This is a genomic window from Paraburkholderia suaedae, from assembly GCF_040812055.1.
Lineage (GTDB): Bacteria > Pseudomonadota > Gammaproteobacteria > Burkholderiales > Burkholderiaceae > Paraburkholderia.
Window position 1 is genome coordinate 64,156 of record NZ_JBFOAH010000020.1, and the last position, 22,781, is coordinate 86,936.

18 protein-coding genes and 3 pseudogenes are annotated in these 22,781 nt (G+C 57.7%); 9 read left to right on the plus strand and 12 right to left on the minus strand.

Annotation, left to right across the window (positions count from 1 at the left end):
- Window positions 1–212 precede the first annotated feature (212 nt).
- Window positions 213–602 (plus strand): annotated as a pseudogene (locus ABQJ48_RS24595) (phosphatidylserine decarboxylase); the annotation flags it as partial.
- A 598-nt stretch (window positions 603–1,200) separates the two neighbouring features.
- Entirely contained in the window at window positions 1,201–1,512 is a 312-nt protein-coding gene (locus tag ABQJ48_RS24600; protein ID WP_367840576.1) for a hypothetical protein, read from the plus strand.
- Between the two features lie 53 nt (window positions 1,513–1,565).
- On the opposite strand, the gene ABQJ48_RS24605 is transcribed toward ABQJ48_RS24600, so the two are convergent.
- Window positions 1,566–2,480 (minus strand): H-NS family nucleoid-associated regulatory protein, encoded by a 915-nt coding sequence (locus ABQJ48_RS24605; RefSeq protein WP_367840577.1) that lies wholly within the window; start codon window positions 2,478–2,480, stop codon window positions 1,566–1,568.
- Between the two features lie 592 nt (window positions 2,481–3,072).
- Here ABQJ48_RS24605 and ABQJ48_RS24610 point away from each other — a divergent pair.
- Both ABQJ48_RS24610 and ABQJ48_RS24615 read left to right on the plus strand, forming a co-directional pair.
- A complete protein-coding gene (locus ABQJ48_RS24610) occupies window positions 3,073–3,519 on the plus strand; it encodes an HU family DNA-binding protein (RefSeq protein ID WP_367840578.1) in 447 nt (148 codons plus the stop codon).
- A 584-nt stretch (window positions 3,520–4,103) separates the two neighbouring features.
- Complete coding sequence (locus ABQJ48_RS24615; protein ID WP_367840579.1) at window positions 4,104–4,376, plus strand: hypothetical protein; 273 nt, start codon at window positions 4,104–4,106, stop codon at window positions 4,374–4,376.
- Between the two features lie 128 nt (window positions 4,377–4,504).
- Here ABQJ48_RS24615 and ABQJ48_RS24620 read toward each other — a convergent pair whose 3' ends face one another.
- Complete coding sequence (locus ABQJ48_RS24620) at window positions 4,505–5,080, minus strand: hypothetical protein (protein WP_367840580.1); 576 nt, start codon at window positions 5,078–5,080, stop codon at window positions 4,505–4,507.
- A gap of 137 nt (window positions 5,081–5,217) precedes the next feature.
- Window positions 5,218–5,511, minus strand: coding sequence for a GYD domain-containing protein (locus tag ABQJ48_RS24625; protein ID WP_367840581.1), 294 nt, complete (start codon window positions 5,509–5,511; stop codon window positions 5,218–5,220).
- Between the two features lie 2,217 nt (window positions 5,512–7,728).
- Here ABQJ48_RS24625 and ABQJ48_RS24635 point away from each other — a divergent pair.
- Window positions 7,729–7,890: pseudogene (locus ABQJ48_RS24635) on the plus strand (cold-shock protein); the annotation flags it as partial.
- Here ABQJ48_RS24635 and ABQJ48_RS24640 read toward each other — a convergent pair.
- The 4 genes from ABQJ48_RS24640 to ABQJ48_RS24655 all read right to left on the minus strand — a co-directional run bounded on the left by ABQJ48_RS24640 (window position 7,849) and on the right by ABQJ48_RS24655 (window position 10,994).
- Window positions 7,849–8,127 (minus strand): hypothetical protein, encoded by a 279-nt coding sequence (locus ABQJ48_RS24640; protein WP_367840656.1) that lies wholly within the window; start codon window positions 8,125–8,127, stop codon window positions 7,849–7,851. The pseudogene ABQJ48_RS24635 and the gene ABQJ48_RS24640 sit on opposite strands and share 42 nt — an antisense overlap.
- A gap of 588 nt (window positions 8,128–8,715) precedes the next feature.
- The gene (locus tag ABQJ48_RS24645; RefSeq protein ID WP_367840582.1) at window positions 8,716–8,949 is read right to left on the minus strand and encodes a hypothetical protein; all 234 of its coding nucleotides are present in this window, start codon (window positions 8,947–8,949) and stop codon (window positions 8,716–8,718) included.
- Window positions 8,950–9,680: 731 nt separating this feature from the next.
- Window positions 9,681–10,016 carry a hypothetical protein gene (locus tag ABQJ48_RS24650; protein ID WP_367840583.1) on the minus strand — a complete coding sequence of 112 codons (336 nt, stop codon included), beginning with the start codon at window positions 10,014–10,016 and terminating at the stop codon, window positions 9,681–9,683.
- Between the two features lie 237 nt (window positions 10,017–10,253).
- The gene (locus tag ABQJ48_RS24655; RefSeq protein ID WP_367840584.1) at window positions 10,254–10,994 is read right to left on the minus strand and encodes a 3-ketoacyl-ACP reductase; all 741 of its coding nucleotides are present in this window, start codon (window positions 10,992–10,994) and stop codon (window positions 10,254–10,256) included.
- A 243-nt stretch (window positions 10,995–11,237) separates the two neighbouring features.
- Here ABQJ48_RS24655 and ABQJ48_RS24660 point away from each other — a divergent pair, with 243 nt between their 5' ends.
- The 3 genes from ABQJ48_RS24660 to ABQJ48_RS24670 all read left to right on the plus strand — a co-directional run bounded on the left by ABQJ48_RS24660 (window position 11,238) and on the right by ABQJ48_RS24670 (window position 13,855).
- Window positions 11,238–11,600, plus strand: a complete 363-nt coding sequence (locus ABQJ48_RS24660) for a hypothetical protein (protein ID WP_367840585.1) — start codon at window positions 11,238–11,240, stop codon at window positions 11,598–11,600.
- Window positions 11,601–13,093: 1,493 nt separating this feature from the next.
- Window positions 13,094–13,297 (plus strand): cold-shock protein, encoded by a 204-nt coding sequence (locus ABQJ48_RS24665; RefSeq protein ID WP_367840586.1) that lies wholly within the window; start codon window positions 13,094–13,096, stop codon window positions 13,295–13,297.
- A 345-nt stretch (window positions 13,298–13,642) separates the two neighbouring features.
- Window positions 13,643–13,855, plus strand: coding sequence for a hypothetical protein (locus ABQJ48_RS24670; RefSeq protein ID WP_367840587.1), 213 nt, complete (start codon window positions 13,643–13,645; stop codon window positions 13,853–13,855).
- Window positions 13,856–14,642: 787 nt separating this feature from the next.
- On the opposite strand, the pseudogene ABQJ48_RS24675 reads toward ABQJ48_RS24670, so the two are convergent.
- A pseudogene (locus ABQJ48_RS24675) lies at window positions 14,643–14,947 on the minus strand (acylphosphatase); the annotation flags it as partial.
- Window positions 14,948–15,526: 579 nt separating this feature from the next.
- Window positions 15,527–15,694, minus strand: a complete 168-nt coding sequence (locus tag ABQJ48_RS24680) for a tetratricopeptide repeat protein (protein ID WP_367840653.1) — start codon at window positions 15,692–15,694, stop codon at window positions 15,527–15,529.
- A gap of 867 nt (window positions 15,695–16,561) precedes the next feature.
- Here ABQJ48_RS24680 and ABQJ48_RS24685 point away from each other — a divergent pair.
- Window positions 16,562–18,496 carry a PAS domain-containing sensor histidine kinase gene (locus tag ABQJ48_RS24685; RefSeq protein WP_367840654.1) on the plus strand — a complete coding sequence of 645 codons (1,935 nt, stop codon included), beginning with the start codon at window positions 16,562–16,564 and terminating at the stop codon, window positions 18,494–18,496.
- 262 nt (window positions 18,497–18,758) lie between these two features.
- Here the strand turns inward: ABQJ48_RS24685 and ABQJ48_RS24690 are convergent, their stop codons facing one another.
- The 3 genes from ABQJ48_RS24690 to ABQJ48_RS24700 form a co-directional block, all read right to left on the minus strand.
- Window positions 18,759–20,339 carry a cation:proton antiporter gene (locus ABQJ48_RS24690; protein WP_367840588.1) on the minus strand — a complete coding sequence of 527 codons (1,581 nt, stop codon included), beginning with the start codon at window positions 20,337–20,339 and terminating at the stop codon, window positions 18,759–18,761.
- Between the two features lie 92 nt (window positions 20,340–20,431).
- A complete protein-coding gene (locus tag ABQJ48_RS24695) occupies window positions 20,432–21,868 on the minus strand; it encodes an alginate export family protein (RefSeq protein WP_367840589.1) in 1,437 nt (478 codons plus the stop codon).
- Window positions 21,869–22,029: 161 nt separating this feature from the next.
- Window positions 22,030–22,722 (minus strand): YoaK family protein, encoded by a 693-nt coding sequence (locus tag ABQJ48_RS24700; RefSeq protein ID WP_367840590.1) that lies wholly within the window; start codon window positions 22,720–22,722, stop codon window positions 22,030–22,032.
- Between the last annotated feature and the right edge of the window lie 59 nt (window positions 22,723–22,781).

The window sequence follows — 22,781 nt, forward strand, 5'->3', positions numbered from 1 at the left end:
TACAATCCTCGCTCTCGCCCCGCACAGCCTGCCGATATTTCACGGCATCAATGCGGATATTCACCAGATGCGCCAGGAGCAATGCAAAACGCAAAGCGGCGCGACATTGAACAAATAAAACGGACGAACACACACGTGAGTTTTGACTTCTTCAAGAAATACGAGTCGGCAATCCGCAGCTATCAAGACGACCCGCAATCGCCGTCACTACGCATGCACCGAAACGGCGGGCTGGTCGTGTAAGCGGCAGGATAGTAAAGGCGTACCACGTCGATGGAAGCTCTTATTCCGATGCTGAATCGGAGGGTAGCGACCCGCGCGGGCTGAACGACTCACAGGGTTGCACGACCGCGGTTGCAGCGCGCGCCGTTATCGTCATCGACTGCGGCGACCCGGAGATTGGCCTCGTCGGCTGCATATTTGTGGGCATGGGCGATGTGTCGTCGTGCGTCATTGAGGCGCTTCCTGGTCAGCAAGATGCGAAAGGCGGCGAGTTGGGATACTTCCAATACGGAGGCTCGACATACTGCCTGGTGTTCCGGCCTGATGTAGTGCAAAGCTTAACGATGGTGTCGCCCGGCAGGCGAGGAAGCCGCTCGTGAAGATGCGGAACGCCTCTCCGCCGGTTTGAATTTCAACTGCCGAAATAGTCCGGCGCGTGATGTTCATGTGTGCCGGGCGTTATCTCAAGTCCCAACTCGGCGACTTCACATACGTTTAAGATGCAGCAGCGGGACACCCGCACTCCGCAGCCGGCTTGAGTGCGCCTACATTCGAGTACCTGACGAGCGTCGCCAACCAATGATGGGGCGGAGGCGAGAGGCGCGGTGAGGTATCATCGCCCTCATCACTCACCACAGGACGCCAAATCTGATGTCGGTAGATTCCAGCTGGTTGGGCCAAATTGAACGCGAGTGGGCACAACTTCGCAAGTGCGACCCGTCACTCGACGTGGAAAGGTTCTTCCGGCACGTTGTATCAGCAAACAAGGTCGGATTTCTTTCACTTGAATCTATCGCGGCCATTGCGAATGGCCTGCTCACAAGCCCGTTGTCGGGCGCGCCTTATCTCGGCCGGCGACTGCTTGAGCGGGTTGGCCCTGGCCGGCATCCCTCCCTCCGGGTCGCGCTTGCACTGTCTCTTGTCACGGAGACAGGTGGGCCTGCGGATTAAGAGGGCGGACACGTCATTCTGGGCGACGTGCTGAAGGACGATACCGCGAGCGAGCCGCTGCGCGGCATGGCGGCAGCGGCTATTGCGGACAGTGCGCGGCTCGGTCGTGGCATGGACGCCGACCTTGAGATGGCCAAGGACATGTATGCCACGGCCCTGGAGCTTGGACACCGTTCAGCCGCGTACAACCTTGGTTTGTACTGGGAGGGGCACTGGGACAGAAGTGCTCCCGGCGACGTCGTTCCAGACAGTGCAAAGGCCACGCAGGCCTACAAGCGCGGTGGTTCGAACGCAAAATGCGCCGCGCGTCTGGACGCGCTGCGGGCCCGTTCGCGGTAGACCGCATTAATCGCGCGTCCCGACGCAACGAAAAGCGAGCTCTGTGTCCAGGCTTACGCGGTCGCTTGAGCAGTCACAGCTTCTGGCGCGGTTGCGACAGGCAACTTCGTAACCGCCTTCTTGGCGCCAACCAATTTTTTCACCGGTGCCTTCTTCGTTACCGCAGTCGTTGTCGCGGGCTTCTTCGCGACGGCTTTCGGCTTGCTCGCAGCGGCAGAATCCGCAACTCCGCTAACGCCATCAATCAAAAACTTCGAACGTTCTTTGGCACCAGCAAGCCACGCCGGCGCCGAACCGCGTCCGCTCCAGGTAGCGCCAGACTTCGGGTCGCGATATTTGGCCGGCTGCGGACCTTTTGGCTGCCCCTTGCCCGCAGTCGCACCGCCTGACTTCGATGCCGCCTTTTTGCCGACAGCCTGCGCCTTGCTCACAGCACTGGCCGTCGCAGCAACAGTCGATTCAGCGCCACCTGCAATCAAAAATTTGCTTCGGTCTTTGGCTTCAGCAATCCACGTCGGCGCCCGCCCACGCCCGCTCCAAGTCGCGCCACTCTTTGGGTCACGATAAAGCGCAGGCTGCGGACCGCGGACGTAATTGCCAGCAGCCTTCGCTTTGCTCGCAGGTGCTGGCGTCGCCGTCGCCTTACCTCCATCAACAAGGAATTTATCTCGATTTTTTGCGCTTGCAATCCACTGGGGTGCCCGGCCATGTCCGGTCCACGTCGCGCCACTCTTCGGGTCGCGATATTTGACCGCGGCAGTGCCCCCTTTGCTGACAGTCTTCGCTCCGACCTTCCTCGCGCGCCCCTTGCCGCCAGCATGCCCCTCAATATCCGCAGCCGTCAGGCCGTGTTCTGCCATCAGCTTGCGAATTTTCTCGATGACGCCCGATGACTGTTTCGCAATCAGAGCCTCGGCTTGCTGCTCAAGCTTTTTAATTTTTGCCTGCATAGATTCCAAAGTTGTCATTTTTTCTCTCCCTTTGAGATGTCCGCACTATGCCATGCGTATCGACCGTCCGCTAGCTGTTGTCGATTACGTCTTGAGGAGCATTGGCGGAAGGTTCAAATAGCAGAACTGTCTTCAAGGGTCGACGCACGAAACGTCTCCAACAAGACGAGATAGTTTCGCAGGCGCTATGACTTGTGATGCATCCAAGTCGATGCTTTGCACGGCGCATTGCCGGAAGGTGCCCCCTTCGCTTAAGCCATAGGAAAATAGACATCCTTCAGCAAACACCAATCACCTTAAGCGCTCGCATGCCTCATTGCCGATTCCGGCACCCGACGCTGGACTCGCGCGAGCGGTTTACCCCTCTCGCCCTGCGTCAAACCCTGTCGCGTAGCCGTTTTCGTGAGCGCAGCCTCCTCTGGACGGGTACAGGTCGCCGTTTTTGCATTCCTTCTGCACAAAACCCCTTGTTTTAGGGCCTCGCCCGTTGCGGATTCAAATGCGAATTGCTACCCTAGCGCCAGCTTGAGGATTTGGACCTTTGCGCATTGTCGGTGACTACGCAAAGGCAAGGACCCCGGGCCAACCTTTGACCAATGACGAGGAATCTATGGCAACGAAAGCTGCAGCAAAGCCGGCTCCGAAGAAGGTGACGACTCCGGTCGAGAAAAAGGCGAAGGCGCCGACGGTAAAGAAGGCGGCGACTCCTGCCACGAAGAAGGCGGTCGCTGCCACGCCGTTGAAGCCCATCAAGGATTCGTTCACGAAGGCTTCGCTTGCTACCCATCTTGCCGAGCGCGCAGGTGTCGAGCCGAAAGCGGCGAAGGCATTGATGGCCGCTCTGGAAGAAACAGTGCTCGCATCGGTCCACAAGAAGGGTGCGAAGGAGTTCACGCTGCCGGGTCTGCTGAAGGTTGTTGCTCAGGACGTGCCGGCAAAGAAGAAGCGCTTCGGCAAGGACCCGTTCACGGGCGAAGAAAAATGGTTTGCCGCAAAGCCCGCTTCAGTACGTCTGAAAGTGCGCCCGCTGAAGAAGCTGAAGGACGCCGCGGTCTAAGCCGGACCGCCGGAACGGAAGCCCCTCGCGATGGAAGTCTGAGGGGCTTTTTTGCTTTTATGCCTGCCCACATGCAACGAAAGCCGTTCCGTGACGCCAAGTTGACTGCTTCGCAAACGGATTGATGGGCTGAACCCTCCGGCGGTCCTTGAAGCGCTCAAGCATCTGGCATGTGCTCCAATCAGAAACCAGCGCTTCAGACCCGCGGACGACATTCGAATCCATAGCTTGCACACCGGCATCGCCATTGAAATTGGCACTGAACGCAGAGTGGAAGCGATACTGGAAGTAGGCAGAGACCTCCTGGATGCGCTTTTGTGTCTGTGTCCGTGAACATTGTTGACGCCGACACAGTATCGACCCACATGCCGACGGCGGACTGACCACTGTTTCCAAGTAGAAAAACGTTTCAGCAGCAGCGATTTGGGCTTTCTCTGGCGGTTCAACCGAATGTCGGCATCCGGGTCAAACTGGCGTCGGCGGCAACACTAGAGCGCCGCCGCTTCGCCTCGGTCATCACCCCGGCCAGCGCGGCCGAACGGGTACTGGGCGAAGCGCTGCGGAACAGGGGACAGCAGGCGGGCGTGGACTGGAAGTTCGATGCGACCGACTTGGCGCACACGAACCTGCGCGACCGGCCGCCGGACCGGAAGACCTTCAATGACGCGGACAACTGTGTAGCCTACGCGCTGCGGCACTTCGATAGAACCAATGCGCCCGACTTCGAAGCCGACCTAGAGGGGGCTGCGTGCCGGATGCTGGTGCGGGTCTGCGAGAATGCGCACCGGCTCGGGCTGACCGTGCAGGACTTCGACGCGTTCAACGAGTGGTTCTGCGAACACGTCGTCGGCGTCTGAGAACGGCTCACGGACGGGCTGTTGACGGGCGGCGCCCTCGACACAGCCCGCCATCGCGAGCAGCCCATGCTGCTGCCGGCCAGGTTCACTTAGCGTACACAAAATCAGCCTGACTATTCGGGACCGGCCTAGTGGTCGCGGTCCCGGACCCGGTCATGTGTCCTTTGCCCCTCGAGGCTCACCTGGACCCCGATTGAGCAGGGTCCGGTGGTCGCGTCACACGTTTTACCTGACGAGGTGGGGAACGTGGGCACCGTCTCCGCGCTGATTATGGCTTTTATGGTTCGGGCATCGTCTGCAATCACCATCTGAAGGTCGAGTACCGCGCCACTGTCGTACACGATATGCATCGTACCTGTGCAGTCCGGGTTAACGGTGTAGGTTCCGTGCTGGTTTGGGTTGAACATAGTCTGCCCGCCTCTGGGCGAGCCATTAGTATTAAGGAAATCGGTTCGGGTAAAGCTGCCGGCACCATCGAAGTTCTGAAGGGCGACACCGTCAAGAACAATCGGCGTGGTGAGCGGGGAAAGCGCTGGCGGGGATACTGACGTGTCCAGAATGCCGAGTAGTTCTCCGTGCGCGCTGAATGAGTAGGCGCCTTTCAGCGTCGACGCTGAGCATTCACCAGATGAATACGCGGGCTGCGCGCTCAGAAACAGCGCCGTGACGGCGGTAGTTAGGATTACTACGTGCGTGCGAAGCATGGCCATCTCCTGTGCCCGGCAACCCGAGCGACAAAAAAACGAGGCACTACGTCTTTGGCATATGCGGGGTTCTATTTCTCGCAGCTCTCGACGGGTCTCAACATTGCCCCGTCATCCGACGCGCCCCAATATTGCCCTCAAGGCAGTTTGCCAAGGACACCATTCATCTCGTCAAGAGAGAAAGCACGCATAATTTGCGTGCGAACGCTGCCCAGCGCTCCAACCGCCAGTCCAAGAGCGGCAATGGCTTCGTCGTTCGGGGCCTCGAAAAGGGACACGCCGTCGTAGGCTCCCAAAGTCCAATAGATGTCTTTCACGGTCACGCCGGCTTTCTGCGCCGTCTCTTTCACTATGTCGGCTCGCTTTGTGGTGTCCTTCACCGTACGGATGCCCTGGTCCGTGAAGTTCCACAGGCTGATATAGGTTGCCACGATGTATCTCCTATTCCACAGTTGGTTGCTTCCCGCGACGGATGCGCAGGGCGTCACTCCTTTCCCATCCACTATTCGCCTTCGTACCTGGTATCATTCAGGTTTTTTGAGAGGTCGACGTTAGTCAAAACGTGCAACGTGCCTCGAATGCCCCGTATCTTTCCCGTCCCGCCCGTGAGCACGAGGTTACCCACGACCGTCCTCTTGTCGGCCGATTGACCGGCCGTTGCCTGGGCTACGCCGTCAAACCGGCCAAATATCTTGTCCCCATTGGCCATGTTGAAGACTGAGTAAGTGAAAACCGGGCCATTGCCAGCCAGGCTCTCACTTTCGCCGCGAGACCAGTAGTCTTTAATTGCCACACCAGCAAAGGCAGGCGGGTCGTCCGGAAAAGTTCGATGAAGCTCGGAAAGCCGTATCGTATGGCCTGGCAAGTCGCCAATGTCCAGTGTGTGTTGCTGGGTGTACTTCGAATTATGCTCATGCCCTTCCTAGGCTATCTTCGTCCGCTGGGCAGCCTGTGACCGCGCGGCCGGGCCTGCAAGCAGTGCCACGCAGCAGATGGAGAGCAACACTGCGCTGTGCATGCTTATGTTTCTGCCTTGCGAGGTTATACAGGCTAACGCGTTCGCGACTGCTGTGATGCTTGATGCCTGCATTGCTCTCCTGATGAGTGAGGCGATGTTTTTCATGCGACCTCCGATGGGCCCTGGCGTGTTTCCGGGTGGGCCAGAATCGCGTGGTCGGTTCGAATAGCGACGGACAACGGCCAACGCGATGCCGGACGGCAATGGCTCAACAAGTCGGCCGCAGAAATTGCGAAACTGCTATTGAGGCGCATTTATGAGTGACGACGGACTTCGCCCGTCGTGCCATGCGACGTCCGTCTCCGGATGGACCAGAAGCGAGCAAACGTAATCGCCCACGCTCTGTGTTAATCAGTCACAGAGACAAGCGCACGCGTACACCGGAGAGGGCGCGCCAGCGCGCTACTGACGGGGTCTCGTGAATACGTGCTGGAAGCCAGTGTCCATAGTCGCCAATTCGTCTTGATTCACTACATCGCCCCGGACACCACAACATGCTTACGTTGAGGCGAGGGATATACCTTCAATATCTGGGTAAAGCCTAGGGCAGGGTCTGGTTGTTTGCAAGCCACGAGGCATATAAATTTCTCGAGGGCATATGACCTAAGTTCTAGGGAATAGGGACGCCGAATGTACTAAGGGACGCCTCCTTTAGTCACGTGCTTTATAAAAGTGCTTGTTGTAAGCGCAGATAGAGCCGCAGATAACTCTCGGTGTTATTCACCGCAGTCTGCACGTTCCACGAATCGCTGGCTCTTGATGAAACCGGCCGACCGCTTTCGTCCATGAACAGGTCGCATACGGTGAAACAGTGGTTGATATAGTTCAAGAAACTGATTTTGGCAATGTGACTGGTCGCAATCCTTAAGAAACGCTTAAGGATTGCGACAGTCTGGCACATGTAACGCCGTCATACTGTCGCGGTGAGGCACGCCGATTCGACGGATGCCCCACCGTTTTCGACTCTTCTGTTTAGTGGCCGCTGTCGGCGTTGCATCGTGGCAAATGACCACATGTAGACAATCCGGAGGGGGTTAAGCTACCACTTGCGATGGTGCTTCCGGATACACCGCCATACCCGGATGTGCTGTTTTCCACTTTGCCGGGTATCGCAGCCAGCGGGCCCGAGACAGGGTCCCCGTGGTAGGTCATGCCGGCCGTCGCCGCGCCATGCGCGTTGCCTCCGCCACTCCCACCATTGCCATTTCCACCACCTTCAGCAAACGCGGCGCCCGTCGCACACATTCCAGCAACGGTGCAGCAGGCCAGAGCGAGCTTCAGTGAATACTTCATGATACTTCTCCTGCAAGTTCGACACGCTTGGGTCGCGTCGATGTGCCGCTAACGAGCGGACCGTTTGCATAGCGGCAATGCGCAAACGGCCGATTAAACCCGGATACGCTGGACGCTTGCGGCGTGAGGGTCCGGGGTATGCGTTAGTCGTGTCCCGCTGCTTTATATGACACGGTGGCTGCTCGATGCGGGCTGCGACCCGGGGAAGGCCTCGAATCGCACTCTCGGACTGCGCTGGTGTTTTCTGCATAGACGAGCGGACTCGGGGGATTTTCGAAGGCCTGGCGTAAGGCTGTATTCGAAGGGAGCGGCTGGGAGGTCAACCCGTCGGCGACACATCGTCAAACAACAGGTTTTCGAAACTACGGCTTCAGGTACTGTGAAGTGGTTCAAGGACGCAAAGGGTTTTGGTGTCATCACGCCCGATGACGGTGACGAGGACCTGTTCGCGCACTTTTCAGAGATTCGGGCAGCAGGCTTTAAGAGACAAGAAAACCGTTGGAACCCCGCCTGGACCAAGTTCTACTTCGCCGCGGTTTGGCAGGTCGTTGAGCGTCTGTTCGTAGGCGGCCTCAAGGTCCAGCACCGGCCACCGGTCCTGGATTGGATAGCCCACGCAGAAAACGCGTGCTCGGTTGTCGACGCTCGCTCTCACCGCCGGCGTATCGACAAGCGGCGTGATGCTCTGTGCGCGTAACGCGTCGAGAAACTGCTGCACCGTCAACCGGTCGGCCATCCGTTACTCCTGCGCACGAGAAAGTCGCCAGAACTATAGCGAGGCATACGATTCGAGAACAGCGGACTCCGCGATTTCCTCGGCCATTTGGCTCGCACACGTATGGCCGATACAGTTCGCCAACTGTGCCGAATGGTAAGGCTGGTTTGAGCGTCGCACCGGGAAGTGCGTTTGCAATCCAGTCAGCGTTCACACCGCCGGGCGCGTTTGCCAGCCATGGATTCAGAGTCAACAAACGGGGATTAGCGTCTGCATCAATCCACGCTTGAGGGTCCGGGTGGTCTCAATCTGGCGGGCAATGACGTCCAGCTTGTCGTCTACGACGGACAGGTTGGCGGCTATTTTTTGCCGCTCGGCGAAACGCGGAAGTGCGATAGCGGTTTCACGAACTTGCCGAAGACAACCGGGCAGGCACTGTCTATCGGCCTCTCTCAAACCGACCGAATGGTTGTGCTTTCAGGCATACACAAGATGTGGAATTAGCCCTGCCGTTCGTTATTCCCGGTCAGATTTTTTGCGAAATTACGCCGTCGAAACTGCGTCAAGGGAAGCCCAAAAGCCTTCGCGTCGGTGCGGAGCGGTAAATTCTCACGGTTGTTCGAGCGCGTTTTCAATCAGCCGTTGAGCGAAGCTAAACCCGGCCATCAGGGCCTCTGCTTCCGTGGCAAAAGGCCGCTCGCCCACGTTAGGCAGGAAAGCCGGAGGCAGTTCCCGCCCGGACGGCGGATGACGCACGCCAACCTTTACCAGGAAACCTCCCGATGCGACAACCGAGTCCGCGACGATAACGGTCGGCAGCAGCTCGACTTCAACAGTCGCCACGAAGCCCCGATATTGATACGTACGTTGCATGACCTGCCTACTGTTAGGTTTTGGTCACGCAGGTGCGGCTGCCAGATGGTCGCTGGACAGACCGAATCCGGGTGAACGGCGGTTTCGGAAGTGTTGTGCCGTCAATGTAAGCTTGAGCATACGCAGCGGCATACTGGAGCGCGGCATTCTCCGAGACGAAATAGGCGAGAATTCCGAATGCGCTGCACTTTCCGGTCGGGCGCGTGACAAATACGCTTGCCGCATAGCCTAGCTTCGAGATTGATGCGAAAGGCACTATTACGTGCTGTTTATAACTGAATGGCTGGGAGTCCATATGGTGCTAAAGCCTTCCGGTAGACGTTGCACTCTGTAACTTCGCGGCATTTCCATACGTTCGGCAACGCACGCTCGCGGACAATTCCCACCGTTCTCAGAACGCATCCATTTTGCTCGCAGCGAGCGGAGCCTCCAGAGGGTTCTCCGCCAAAGCGAAGGTCTGAGACGGGTTGTTCCTCACTTGCATCATCTGGGCACTCGACCCGCAGATAAGTTGCTATTGTCTGCGGCGAAAGAGCCCCGGCAGCTCTACCGGGTCCGATGTTATCCGGTCGTTCCAGTGCCACGACATCCCGCCATGTAGACGAAGGAATACTGGCATTCACCAATTGAGCCACCAACTTTTCACGATGAATCTGCTACCAGCAATAGGCGCTTTCGACGGGCGGCGCGACATATGACTGTCACGCGTCGTGGAGGTCACTGCAAGACCCGCTGTATCGGACCTCGAGCGAGGACCTATCCTTGAATACAAGCCGTTTAACGACGCCAAAATCCTGAACGGCATGGACGGCGCTCCGGTTCACAAACACGCCCGGGCGCTCATCGGGAAGAACAAGTTGCATCAGCGAACCAAATTTCCGTGTCGCTTCGAAGAAGTTCGCCTCGCTTGACGGCTCCGCTTTCCCCAGCCAATACACGAGCGCAGTGCCGGGGTTCTGGGCATCGCGCTCAAGATAACGCAGTGTCGTTGACCCGACGGGTTTTGAAGCTGGTTCGATGCATGGCTCATCGTGCATGTAGGTCTCCGTGAGTGCGGGTGAAATTCGCGGCGTACTGTCTCGACGGCAGGTCCGGTGCAACAGGTCTACCTGGGTGCGCGTCCGGTGCGGTACGCTTCTGCGTCTTCTGCGTGCCGTCAAGGAATATTTGCAGCGCAAAAAAAACATCGCGTACGAGGCCCTTCCGCGTCTCCGGCGCTCTGTCGCGAACGCCGGGGGCAACCGCTTTCGCGCCGGTTCAGGCGTCGGCGGCTGCTAGCCCATGTGCAGGCCACCGTTCAACGAAAAGTCAGCACCAGTGGCGAAAGCGGCTTCGTCGCTGGCAAGCCACGAGACAATGGAGGCAATCTCGGTCGCTTCTCCGAGCCGACGTACCGGAATACTCTGGACGATTGCATCCAGTACATCGGGACGTACGGCGCGAACCATATCCGTCCCGATGTACCCGGGGGAAACCGTATTCACCGTGATGCCCTTTGTGGCTACTTCCTGAGCAAGTGACATCGTGAAGCCGTGAATGCCCGCCTTGGCAGTTGAGTAGTTGGTTTGCCCGAACTGTCCCTTCTGTCCGTTCACCGACGAGATATTGATTACGCGCCCCCACTCCCTGGAAATCATGCCCTCAATGACCTGCTTGGTCACGTTGAAGAGGCTCGTCAGATTCGTGTCGATGACATCGTTCCAGTTTTCCCTCGACATTTTGCGAAACACGCCGTCCCGCGTAATGCCGGCATTGTTCACCAGCACGTCAATCTCTCCGACCTCTTTCTTTACCTTTGCAAATGCCGCTTCGGTCGCTTCCCAGTCACCGACATTGCCCTCCGAGGCCACAAAGGAGAATCCAAGCTCGACCTGCTCGGCCAGCCACCTTTCCCGCCGCGGCGAGTTGGGCCCGCATCCCGCCACGACGGTTAGGCCGTCCTTGTAAAGCCGCTGGCATATGGCTGTTCCAATTCCCCCCATACCACCGGTTACGTAAGCGATTCGCTTTGACATGTTCTACCCCGGTTCTTGCTACGGTTGAAGGACCATCGTACTTTTGCCTGAACTAACCTGTGTTTCCGACGTGCGCGCCGGACGAAGCTTCTCTCCGCCACACCGTCCGGCGGCGTTCAAACAGCTTCAGCCGTTGCAGCCCACGCGTCATTAACGGGGTTGCTTGCTGCGCGGGGGGACAACGCGTTTCCGGGCAGACACGGATGTCGCTGACGTGCCGGCCGTCAGCTCTGGCAGGCGACCATGCTTCATGAAATCGCGAAGCAGCGTGACTGCCTCCGGCTTGCCCCGCTGCTCCAGTCTCCCGAGAAGTGCGTACGCAAATGCCTGCAGGTCCTCGCCTCCATGGCCTGCCTCGAACTGGAGAAGCGTTTCGCTGACCGCCGCGTGAATGCTTTGCTCGTACAGCATGCTCGCAATATGCGACGACCCTCGCGCCAATTCCATCTCGCAACCGTCCAGGCGCTGGACGTCATCAGAAGACCGTTTAGGTTTAGCTGCCGTCACATCGATACCCCGGTTTTGCAGCAACGCCTGTCGCGTCGACTTATCAACGCCGGCGAACGCACCGTCACGCACCAGTCAGACCTTGGCATACAAGAATGAAACGGGCGAACGGCACGCCGACCCGATGCGCCGCCATCGTCATGAGATGCGGACTAGACGTCCCGGGTCTGCCCTGTGCAAAGCCAGTGAACGTCGAGGTTGAGAAGGGTGGCGAGACGCAGACAGGCGTTTAGCGGCGGCACGGTGATTCCGCCTCGCCAATAATCCACGTCGTATTCATTCACTTCCAACCACTTGGCTGCGCGTGCCGAACTGATGCTGCTGCGTTTGAGTGCCCTGTCAAGGCGTGCGGCCACGGCGCGTCTCAGGTGGTCATCCTCGGCACTGCGCTCGAGATGACCGATAGTATTAGTGTAACTATTCATCTTATGAAACTTCTCTCAGATATTATGTTGTGCAATTCAATACAGCTCTCCGGCTGCCGGTCAAATCTACGTATACGTTATGACGGCCTCGTGACGTCATCGTTAACCCTCGCAGCGCTTTATGGTGACAAGACTGGCAAATGGTTACACGTACAACTATTTGTTCACCAATAAACCGCTGTCAAATAAAAAAACAGAAATCGTTGCGCCCACATCAATCTTGCGTTCCGTGCCTTCCGGTAACGAACTGTCTCGCATTGAACGCCTCTCGTCATCGAATTCCACAGTGCCCGAAGCAACTCTGGCGGATGAGCCGTGCCGCTTTTGTGGCGCTGTCCTGAGGACGCATGACGTCGAATGTGGCGCGAACCAGAAGCCCATTGGTGGGACTCTTTTTCACTGACAGTAGAGTCTCGATACATCATATAAAAGTTGCGCATATGCCGTGCAGCGAAAGGTGCACGCATCCAAGGGGTAAACCCGGTTTATCGAGAGGCGATGTTTCCTGTATCTTTTTCATTACATTTAGCAAAACGTACTAAACATCTTACTAATGGCGTTGTGGGCTAAAGCCGACGGACCTTGCGGAGTGCCGGTAGTCAGAAAACCATACGACTGAGAGAGAAGACAGTGAACGTTGCCACCAAAGCAGGCACTTGGGTGAGCCCCTACACGCCTCATAACCTTGACCCTGCAGTTACGCATCTTAAGCGGGTCCTATGCGCAGAAGGCGCCGATTCCTTGTTCGCCCAGACTTACTGGCGCGCCCGGGTTCTTCAGGCGTATGCGACGCCCGGACTGCTGCAACGACAACGGGAACGGCTACAGCGATTGCTCGACCGTCTCGCCAGCGCTCCCGCAGATTCGAGGCGTCAGATGGAGACCGCCTGAGACTGCTCCCTCCACCTGGCGGGCATCTGACGGGCACAGGCTTGGAACGGCTGACTTGCGTCGCACAAGCAGATGGCGCCGCTGCCTGCCCTTCGAGTTTCATCGAAGCAGATTGCAAACCGAATAACGCTTCCCAAGCCCAGACACTGTTTTTAGCGGGAACTGATAGTAGCCATTTCGGCGGGCGTCCGCACGCCTGCCCAGCGCCTTCAGAGGCGCTTTTAGAGTTTTTACAGCGGGTCAATGACTCTTTTTTAACTTCCTTGGAATCAGATAATGCAGACAGGCACAGTGAAATGGTTCAACGATACAAAGGGCTTTGGCTTCATCACGCAGGACGGCGGCGGCGAAGACCTGTTCGCACATTTTTCGGAAATCCAGGGAAATGGCTTTAAATCCCTGCAGGAAAATCAGAAGGTGAGCTTCGAGGTCAAGCAAGGGCCGAAGGGCAAGCAGGCTGCAAACATCACGCCGCTGTAACCAGCCAGTACACTAGCTTCCCCGGAACCATTGGACCGCCTCGGCTGGCCAATGGTTTTTCCGCGCGCCATCTGCTTCTCGTTTGAAGGGAGTATTCGCGGTGAATGCAGACGGAACGTGACGGTGGCAGATGCGCGTTGGAGGGGCCGTTGTCTGTGCCAGATAGAAACTTACACATACGACTGCGAATGCTGATGAAAAGCAAAGGTGTAGTTGACGTTCACGTGCCGGCCTTCGTTCTAACGACTGCAAGTGACGATGGAGCTGTTTATTCGCGGCCGCTCACAGCCCGGACAACGCCTGGCGGTCGGAGGACCTCACCGTCTTCAATCGGGGAGAATGAACATGTCCGCCAATACCCACCGAAAATTTGCGGCGAAGCGCTCGAAACATGCGCCGGCTGCACCTGCTATCCAAGCAGAAAGTCCGCCACTTCCGCCTGTCGCTGTGCGTGAGTATCCCGAGTTGCGACGTCGGGAGAGTCTTGAAGCCATGCGATGTCGCATTGACGTGTCGCACAAAGCAGGCGCCTACGACATTGACTACAAGAAAACGTGAACTAATGACGCGAGTAGGACGCTGGCCGCAGCGCAGGCGGATTTGCGCTAAGAACTTTCCTGAAACTGTGCAGAGGGCAGCCAGGGAACGTGCCAAGGCGCGGTGACTTTCAACTGCGCCGCCGCGTCCTAAGAAACAGCGCGGACGCCAGTCTTGATGGGAGAGATGCCACTCGCATGGGCCAACTCCTTGTTCTGGCTGCCATAAACCCTACGCTCGAAAACGAGCACCGATACACGCAAGCTCAAGGAATTGAACAGAAGCGCTATCAGGAGCGAATATCGGGAGACGCCTCGCTCACGCATAGGGAATTACACAGATTAGAGATTATATGATTACCGGAGCGGTGGACCGAGAAAACTCCTTGGCTACAGGGGAGGTTTCAGAAGTGGATACCCATTTTCCGTGGGCGGAGGACAAGCAAAACGTGTGTGGAGGAGAAGTAAACTGTGGGTGGAGGACAAGCAAAACGTGGGTGGAGGACAAGTCATGTCGATGAACTTCTACATAATGGTTACATCGTTGGGATGTGCCGACCGCGTCGGCGAAGTACGGGGTCACCTCACCAATAGCGGTCCCAAAAAACCATGCTCGCAGATGATATTGGACGGGTATTCGAGCGCGCAAATCGCGGAACGAATCCTAGCGGCCCGACGGCTCAAGGCCGAACGCGGACTGGCGGCTGTTGCTGTCATATCCGTTTCAATCCGCATCGGGGCGCGCTGCGCGACATTGTTCCAGCTCCCTGCTGAGCGTAACCTCCACTGCAGCGATTCCCCGGCATTAGCAGCGTGGGCATACGTTCGAAGTTATCAAAGCGGGCAAACGGTGGGGGCACCTCGGTTACCTCAAGCTCTTCGACAAGCGCTGCGGACATGCCTTCGCTGAGCCAGGCGCACATGGCTGCCAGTTGCTCCGGCGAGCCTTGCAGCATCGCCTCTACCGAACCGTCCATCCGGTTGCGGCCCAACCGGTGACGCCCAGTTTTTTCGCGCGCCGTACGCAGGCCTCCCGATAGCCCACGCCTTGCACTTGGTCACGGACCTGAACCAATCGGGTCTCAAGCGGCTCGTCCTTATCGTGAGATTCCATGTGCGTACTCGGGTTGCAGATTGGTGCGCCGACGAGCGGGGTTCAATGAAGCGGCCCGGCTCCAATCGCATGCTTGCGCACCCCGATGCTACTGAGGCAACAGCGCGAGCTGCGCCGTTCTTACGCGCGTGCGGTTTCACCGGCGCGCGCGATGTTGACTGGCACCCGAGTGCTCGTGTCAACGAAAATGGTGTGCGTCGCCGCTTGGGAGGCGACTTCAGCCAACCAGCCGACGATAAGCACTGAGGTGCCGTACAAGACCTTGTTTGTCCCCGCGAATCTCGCTCAGCCGTGCAAGGTTAAAATGAGCGTCGGCATGGCTGGCGTCAACTTCTAAGCAGCGCTGGTAGGCATCCGCGCGAATATTGCGGGCTTCGTGTGTCTGCATTCGCAGACCCATCACCGGTCCATCAACCGGCTACCTAACCTTTCTATGGTCCGGACCAATACCCGTCGCCGTCATTAGACCGTCCGTCGAACTTCCATGTCTTGAATAGGAGCCCAACTACGCGGCCATAGCTTCACTATAACCGCTGACGTACAACTTCGGACGCGACGGCATCAATCTCGTCTGCGCCTTCAGATGCTCAGCCCGCGATAGGCGCTCAGATGGCGCACGAAGCCCTGCCTGTCACCAAGCCTGTCGCGAAGTATGGCAAGGTTGTGATGCGCATCTGCGTATGAAGGATTGAGTTCAAGGCATCGCTCGTAGCGAGGCCCTGTCGCATTTTCCCGATGACGCAGTATTGCATTTCAAACGAGCCGTCACCCTTGATTGGCTTGGTCGACTGACTGACGCCGTACAGAAGATGCAAAGCGCGTCTTCACATCGCCCTTCCTCCTCGCAGAGCATTGCACACGGGTCGACATAGGCCTCGTAAAACGGCTCGGGCGAGAGCTCCAACGCTTTCCGGTACGCCTGCTCCGCACCTTTGACATCCGACTCCATCAGCAGCTCGCCAAGGTCGTACCATTCCCCGGCTTGAAGTGCCGCTTCCTTCTTGCCCGGTATTGTGTCGAGGAAAACGACATCCCCCTTGATTTCAGCGACTTCGGTCGAGCAGGAACTGCCCGGTGATGGCGTCCCATTGGGATGACCCAGTCTTGACTGCAATGGGCTCGCCTAGTGCCGTGACCCGGATGCCCGAGAGAGGAAGTTCATCCGGCAACTCAGCCTTCAGCCGCGAAAACGCGTGAGGGGCTACATAAATATGTAATTGCGCGAGTCCATCACGCCATCGTAGTTTGTCGGTCCTGGCCTGACCAAAGGGACTCGCGCACGCGTATGAACGCGAGGGTCGTAGGGTCACCGATTACCCAGCGCTGAGCACGAGTCATTGGTACCGCAGTCGAAGAGAACGTTTCAAAGACGTGACGCATAGTAGTCTTGTCGATTCATCCAACAACCAGCCGTTCAACGCTGCCCGGCCCTCAATGATGCGACTCGAAAGAGCACAACCCGTGCGAGGCAGCCGCGATAAACGCTTCGTTGCGGGTGCGAAGCATCGAGGTCATTCATCAGCACCGCCATGTTACGAAACATAAGAAGGACTGGTAGAGAACCAGAACGTCTCGAGGCCAGTCAATGTCGGACTCGAGGCTGACTTGCTTACCGTGCGAATCTCACGCTTTTCTCGGGTTGCCGCCCTGGCTATCGGCGTTGCGATTGCCTCTGGTACCGTGGCGTTACTCGAACCCTATACCGGCTGCCTGGGTCTGGTCCTTGTAATTCTCTTCACCCATTTGTTGGGGCGAGACATTGGCCGCCTTTCTGCCGCTTTCGTCTCTACAGGAATCGTCTGGGTCTTGGTCGGCCTACCCCATCCTGTACTCGCATCAAGCTCAATCACCCGGTCCATTGTTACGATTCTTGCAGCGTGGCTATGCGCGGAACTGGTCTCTCGCCGCCCAAGGAAACCGGTATCTAACGCCCGGATGAAAGATGACCCGTTTGACTTGCCTATAGAGAGATTGGCCAGTCAGCTCTGGTCGCGAACCATTGACGGTCAACCGGAATACATGAACGGCCGCAAGATTGCGGAGTCGCGTCTTCGGAGCCAAGTGCAAAACTTCAGGCGAATGGTTGACTGCGTGCCAGCTTGCGTGTGCGTGGCAGACCCCGCCGGCAAACTCGTTTACGTCAACAAGGTCGGGCTTGCCACATTGGGCCGTCCACGCGAAGAGGTTGTCGGTGACCTATGGATGAATTACATCCACCCCACAGATGTAGAAGCTGCCCGTGCCCAATGGGCGCAATGTATTGAAGCAGGTCGCCCCGTCGATGTCGTCGTCCGGATGCAGCAATACGATGGCGCGTACAGATGGCAACGCCTCCTCGCTGAACCGTTTTATGACAAAGGGGTCGTCGTCAACTGGTACTTGGTTTGCACGAACATTGACGACCTGAAGGAAACGGAAGTCGCACTCCAGCACCGCGAGCACCAGCTGCGAGAGATTACCGAAACAATCCCAGGAATGATTTGGTGCACCGATGCTGGCGGGCAACCGACCTACCTCAACCGGAGACTCGCAGAATACGCCGGTGTGGACATATCGGAAACCCGTGACCTCGGATATAGGAAGACCATCCACCCAGATGACTGGGAAAGGGTCTTTCAAAGATGGAAACACTCAGTTCAGACTGGCGAACCCTACACCGGCGTCCGCCGTATGCGCAGCAAGGACGGGCAATACCGCTGGTATCAGGTACGCGCCGAAGCGATGCGCGATGCGGATGGCAACATCGTTCAATGGTACGGCCTGAACATCGACATCGACGAACAAAAACGTGCTGAAGACAGCTTGCGAGAAGTACAAACCCAACTCGCTCGGGCGACCCGGATTGCGACGGTCGCTGAATTATCGGCCTCGATAGCGCATGAGCTCAATCAACCACTTACGTCTGTTATCGCCAATGCTCACGCCTGTCGGCGCTGGCTTGCCGCCAACCCGCCAAATCTCGACGAGGCGCGCTCTTCCGTGGAGGCCATACTCCGGGATGGCCATGCTGCCGACGAAACGATGCAGAGCATCCGGACCCTGTTCAAAGGAGAGTCCCTCAAGAAGTCTCAATGCAGTATTCCTGGCACGGTCCGGGACGCAGTGAGACTGTTGAAAGAAGACCCCACTATGCGAGATGCCGCCATAACGCCGGAGTTTCCCGCCAATCTTCCAGACGTGAACGTCGACCGGATACAGATTCAGCAGGTCCTTATCAACCTGATGTCGAACGCAATCGAAGCAACAGAAAATACCGGCCGCACACCACAAGTCGGCATCACCGGCGCTGTGCTCGATGAACGATTGGTTAAAATCGAAATTTCTGACAACGGCAATGGTATCGCTGAGCCCGATACTCTTTTCCAGCCGTTTCTCACCTCAAAGGCAAAAGGCATGGGCATAGGTCTGGCAGTTTCACGCTCAATTATCGAAGCACATGACGGTATATTGACCGCGAGGAACAACCTCGACCAGGGTGCAACGTTTTCTCTAACGCTGCCAATTTTTTCCCTTGCTGGTGAACCACAAACTGTAGCTCCCAGAGCTTAAGCAACATCAGGCGACCTTGCAGGTCGCCTGACTCGTCTCTTCACAATAGCTTCCTGCAGTCGCAGCTTCCGGCGCCTCGCGGAAATTCGTCTTCGTGGCTACCTTCTTGGCGACAGCAGCATTCTTCGCCGGTGCCTTCGCTGGCTTTCTCACGGGCTCTTTCGCAGCGGTTTTCGGTTTGCTCGCGCGCCAGAATTCGCAACTCCACTATGGAAGCGCCGGCAGTAGCAGCTGCACTGGCTGTGCGCGTGGCACGCTCCAGTCAAGGCTCCAGAAGGCGCGAGAGCCTCATCTCTTCGAAGTCAAGTTCGGCTTCTATCCGATGCAGGACCGCATCGTCGATGTTCCCTGCTTCCTTGAGCTTTAACAGTTCCCGGCGCGACACGCTCACCATGTCGAGTTCCAGGCGTAGTTGTCGCGCTCTCACATTGCCCTGCTCGGCTCCTTCGCTATGGGCTCGCTCATTATTGCTTACCCGAACCTTGTATTCGTCCAGGACCCGCTGGAGCGCTACCTCCTCGGCCTCCTCGCCGCCAGCTTTTCTCGCTCCCAGCTCCTGCAGCGCCGCATTGAATGTTCTTGACCTCGCCTCCAGCTCGGACATCGTCGCTCGCGTCACCGGACGAATTCGAACGCGTCGAATAAAAAACGATAACGTCCCGCCCTGGATGACCAAAGTGGAAATGATAAGCGCGAAGGAGGTGAAGATAATCAGGTCGCGCGCGGGGAAATGGTTGGGTAACGCGAGTGCGGCCACGAGACTGACCACTCCGCGCATACCCGCCCACACGAGAATCACAGACTCGCGAAGCGACCAGGCCCGAACTACCTTCGTCTTCCTGAGCAGTTGCCCTGGAACGTACATCGCGACGCCGACCCACACCAGTCTCGCAACGAAGGTGGCGATGATGGCGGGTATGGCCATCTTCAGGCCATCGACCAGCAACGAATCTTGCTGCTGCATGCGGGCCAGGATGCCGCGCAGCGCAAGCCCGATAAGGATGAACACCAGAGAGTTGAGAACGAACTCGACAGCTTCCCACGTGGCTTTCGCTTTCAGACGCATGCTGGCGCCGAAAATCCGATGCTGGGAAATCCCCAATATCAGTCCACACGTCACAACCGAGAGCACGCCAGAGCCGCCCATTTCCTCAGCTATGGCGTAGCTTGCCCACGCCATGATGAATGTCACCGTGATGCCGATAGCGACATCCTTAATCCTCGCTATCAGCCAGGTCATCACCGTGCCACTGAGAGTCCCTGCCGCGATTCCTATGGCGGTGAGCGCGAGAAAAAGACTGCCGCCTCTTGCCAGCGTAATGCTGGCAGTCGACGCGGACAGAATTGCTATTTGGTAAAGCAGGAGACCTGACGCGTCGTTGACCAGGCTTTCACCCTCCAGCGTTGTCACCAACCTGGCGGGCAGCGGATTGCGTTGAAGTATCGCCTTTGCAGCGACTGCGTCAGGCGGCGAGACGATAGCACCTAAAGCGAAGCACGCGCTCCACGGCAGAGATGGATTGACCGTGTGGACAACTGCTGCGACGACAACGGTCGTAAACACCACGGCCCCCAGTGCAAGCGAAATGATTGGGCCGACTTCCCGGCGAAAGTCATCCCATGCGGTATAGAAGGCGCTGGACATCAGCAACGGCGGAAGGATTGCTGCGAGCACGAGGCCGGGGTCAAGCTCCAGAGAGTGCCCTCCAATGAGGGCCGCGCAACACCCGCCGACGAGGAGCGCGAGCGCGGGAGGAAATGCCACACGGTCGGCGAGCCAGGTCAGAACGCACGCGCCCGCCATCAGCATTAGCAGGTAGTGGAAAAACTGGACGTTATCCATGGGCAATTGTGGGAACACGTGCGCGGCTAAGACAGGCATCTTGAAGCTCTTCTTTCCGCACGATACGGAGCCCGAGCCTCGCCCGCCCGGTGCTACCAGCCATACTTCAGCTCCAGCCCAACATAGTCAGAGTTGCTCCCGCCCAGTTCGCGGATGGAATCTCCGACCCGGAAATGAACGGCCTCAACGGCTGCAATCAGGTTGGTCGCCACCGTCCAGTCAGCACGTATTTGTGCATAGGCGCCAGTCCATCGCGTCCCGTGGCCAGCAGTACCCGGAACGACAGCATTTCCCTGCTGATAAATGGCGTCGTTCGTGCTCATTCGCCACTGGAATCCAATGGCAAACAACAAGGCTAGCTTGCTGGACGGCTTGAGCGTAATCGAAGGCTTCACATGGATGAGGTTTGCATACCCCGTGTAGCCCGCCAACGTGAAGTAATAACCGTTCGGGAAAAGCGGATTGAAGGTTTCGACGCGGCCGTCGTTCAAATGGCGGTCACCGGAAGCAGCATCAACCTGCAAACCGAACCGTGGCTTCCAGGGAGAATCGAGCGTATAGCCAAACAGCGAGCCAACCGCCCATGCAGCAATCGTCTTGTCGCCGACGTGGCCCGTTTGGTACATCGACTCCACGTCCCAATCTGTGGCAGCGATTTTCCCCGTATATCGCAGGTCAAATACATTGCGATGCTCATCGCCTTGCGCATCAAGGAAATGCGCACCGGCACGGGTGTAAAGCGAATAATATCCAGACAGGTCTCCAGGCCCAACGCCCTGCCGTTCGAAACGCACGCCGCTGAAGGTCAAATGGCTATTCGACGTATCGTCGAATACTGAGACGTCGCGGTACTGAACGGGCTGGGTCAGGTAACCGATGAAGCGCCATTTCTGGTACTCGTAATCGGCCCAGACAGCGTCGTACGCCTGGCGTACGTTCGGACCGTCGCGCACAGAGATAAATCTCTGCAAGTCGAAGGCCATTTCCTGCCTCCCAATGCGCAACTTTATCATTCCCGGGCCGAGCGGACTCACCCAGGCAACGAACGCCTGCTCCAAATCGAGCGGATTCTTGTCGACAGGGGTCACAGTATTCTTGCCGAACGGCCGGGCATCTTCGAGTTGCGCAAAGAACTGAAGGTATGGGCCAATACGCGCATCGGCACTGACCTGTGCCCGCTGAATCACGTAGCTATCGGTGCCTGCCGAGCCGAGCCCAAAAAGCGGTGCCCCGCTGAACTCGAAGCGCTCGCGTAAATTGGCACCCAGCGACAGATACGAATGTGGGTCACCTCCGAGCGGGATATATTTCAGGCTGTCGAGTGGCTTGCGCGGTACACAAGGATTCGCGAGAACGGACCAATCTTCCTGCCAGCGATTGAACATCACAACCGGCCGCTTGGCGTCACACGTCTCAGTCGGCGTCCGACTCTGCTGAGATGGTTGCCCCTCGTTATCCGCTCGCGTGTCTTCACAGAACGCGAGCGCAAGCCCAGCAACGGCAATCCCTATCAATGCCGCAAGTTGCATCCCACCTGGCCTCCCGCCCTGTCAAACATTGTTCTTCCGGCCCCTATGGAGTGGAGCCCTCCGCCACCGCATACCCCACGCACTTTTCAGATGCCATCAAGGCACCGTCGATGCCTCCCTCCCTGTAGCGCGACCAGCGAGTGCGCGCGCAGGAGAAGGTGTCAAGCGGCAAGCTTACCCACCGCGTTCCGGTGCATCCACGCATGCATTGCCAGCCAGGCGAGACCGACTACCGGCACCAGTAGAGCCCAGAAGCCAAAGTTTCTGTACGCCAGAGCACCGGCAACGGCGCCGAGCCCGAATGCCGCGATTGCTGGAAGCATTTTGGCGACTCGCGTTCGCGCAGCAATCTTGGCGTCCGCTGTAACGCGTGGCGTACACAGGTCAAGCGTGTCAAGAATGACCTGCGTCACGTTGCCGGTCATGACAGTGTTCGGCACACCAGGCCGGGCAACAAGACGGCTATGGGCGTTCTGGACACCCATCGCGGTCGCGCCAATCATCCCACACACGACCACCGCCCAATTTTCCGGGTTGAACTTGTGTCCGAGCCTGACACCTGCAAAGCAGAACGCCAGAAGCAGAAGCGCCTGCAGGGCGTAGAGCATGCACGCGCCTCGCATCGGGGTCTCGGGGTTTGCGCCGCGAATGATGAAGTTACTCAGCGCGACTCCCAGGATAAAAGCAGGAAACGCCATCAATTTAAGGAAGATGCCCTGCCCATACCCTGCGACGCCACCACCAATGAGCACGAAGTTCCCCGTCACGTGCGCGGTGAACAGGCCGAACAGCGCGAAAAAGCTGAGAGTGTCGACATAACCAGCAATTGCGGACAGCAAACTATCGTCATTCATTGCTCACCCTATGGAGAGGCGTTAGCGAGATTGGCCTCTCGACTATCGACACTCCTCTT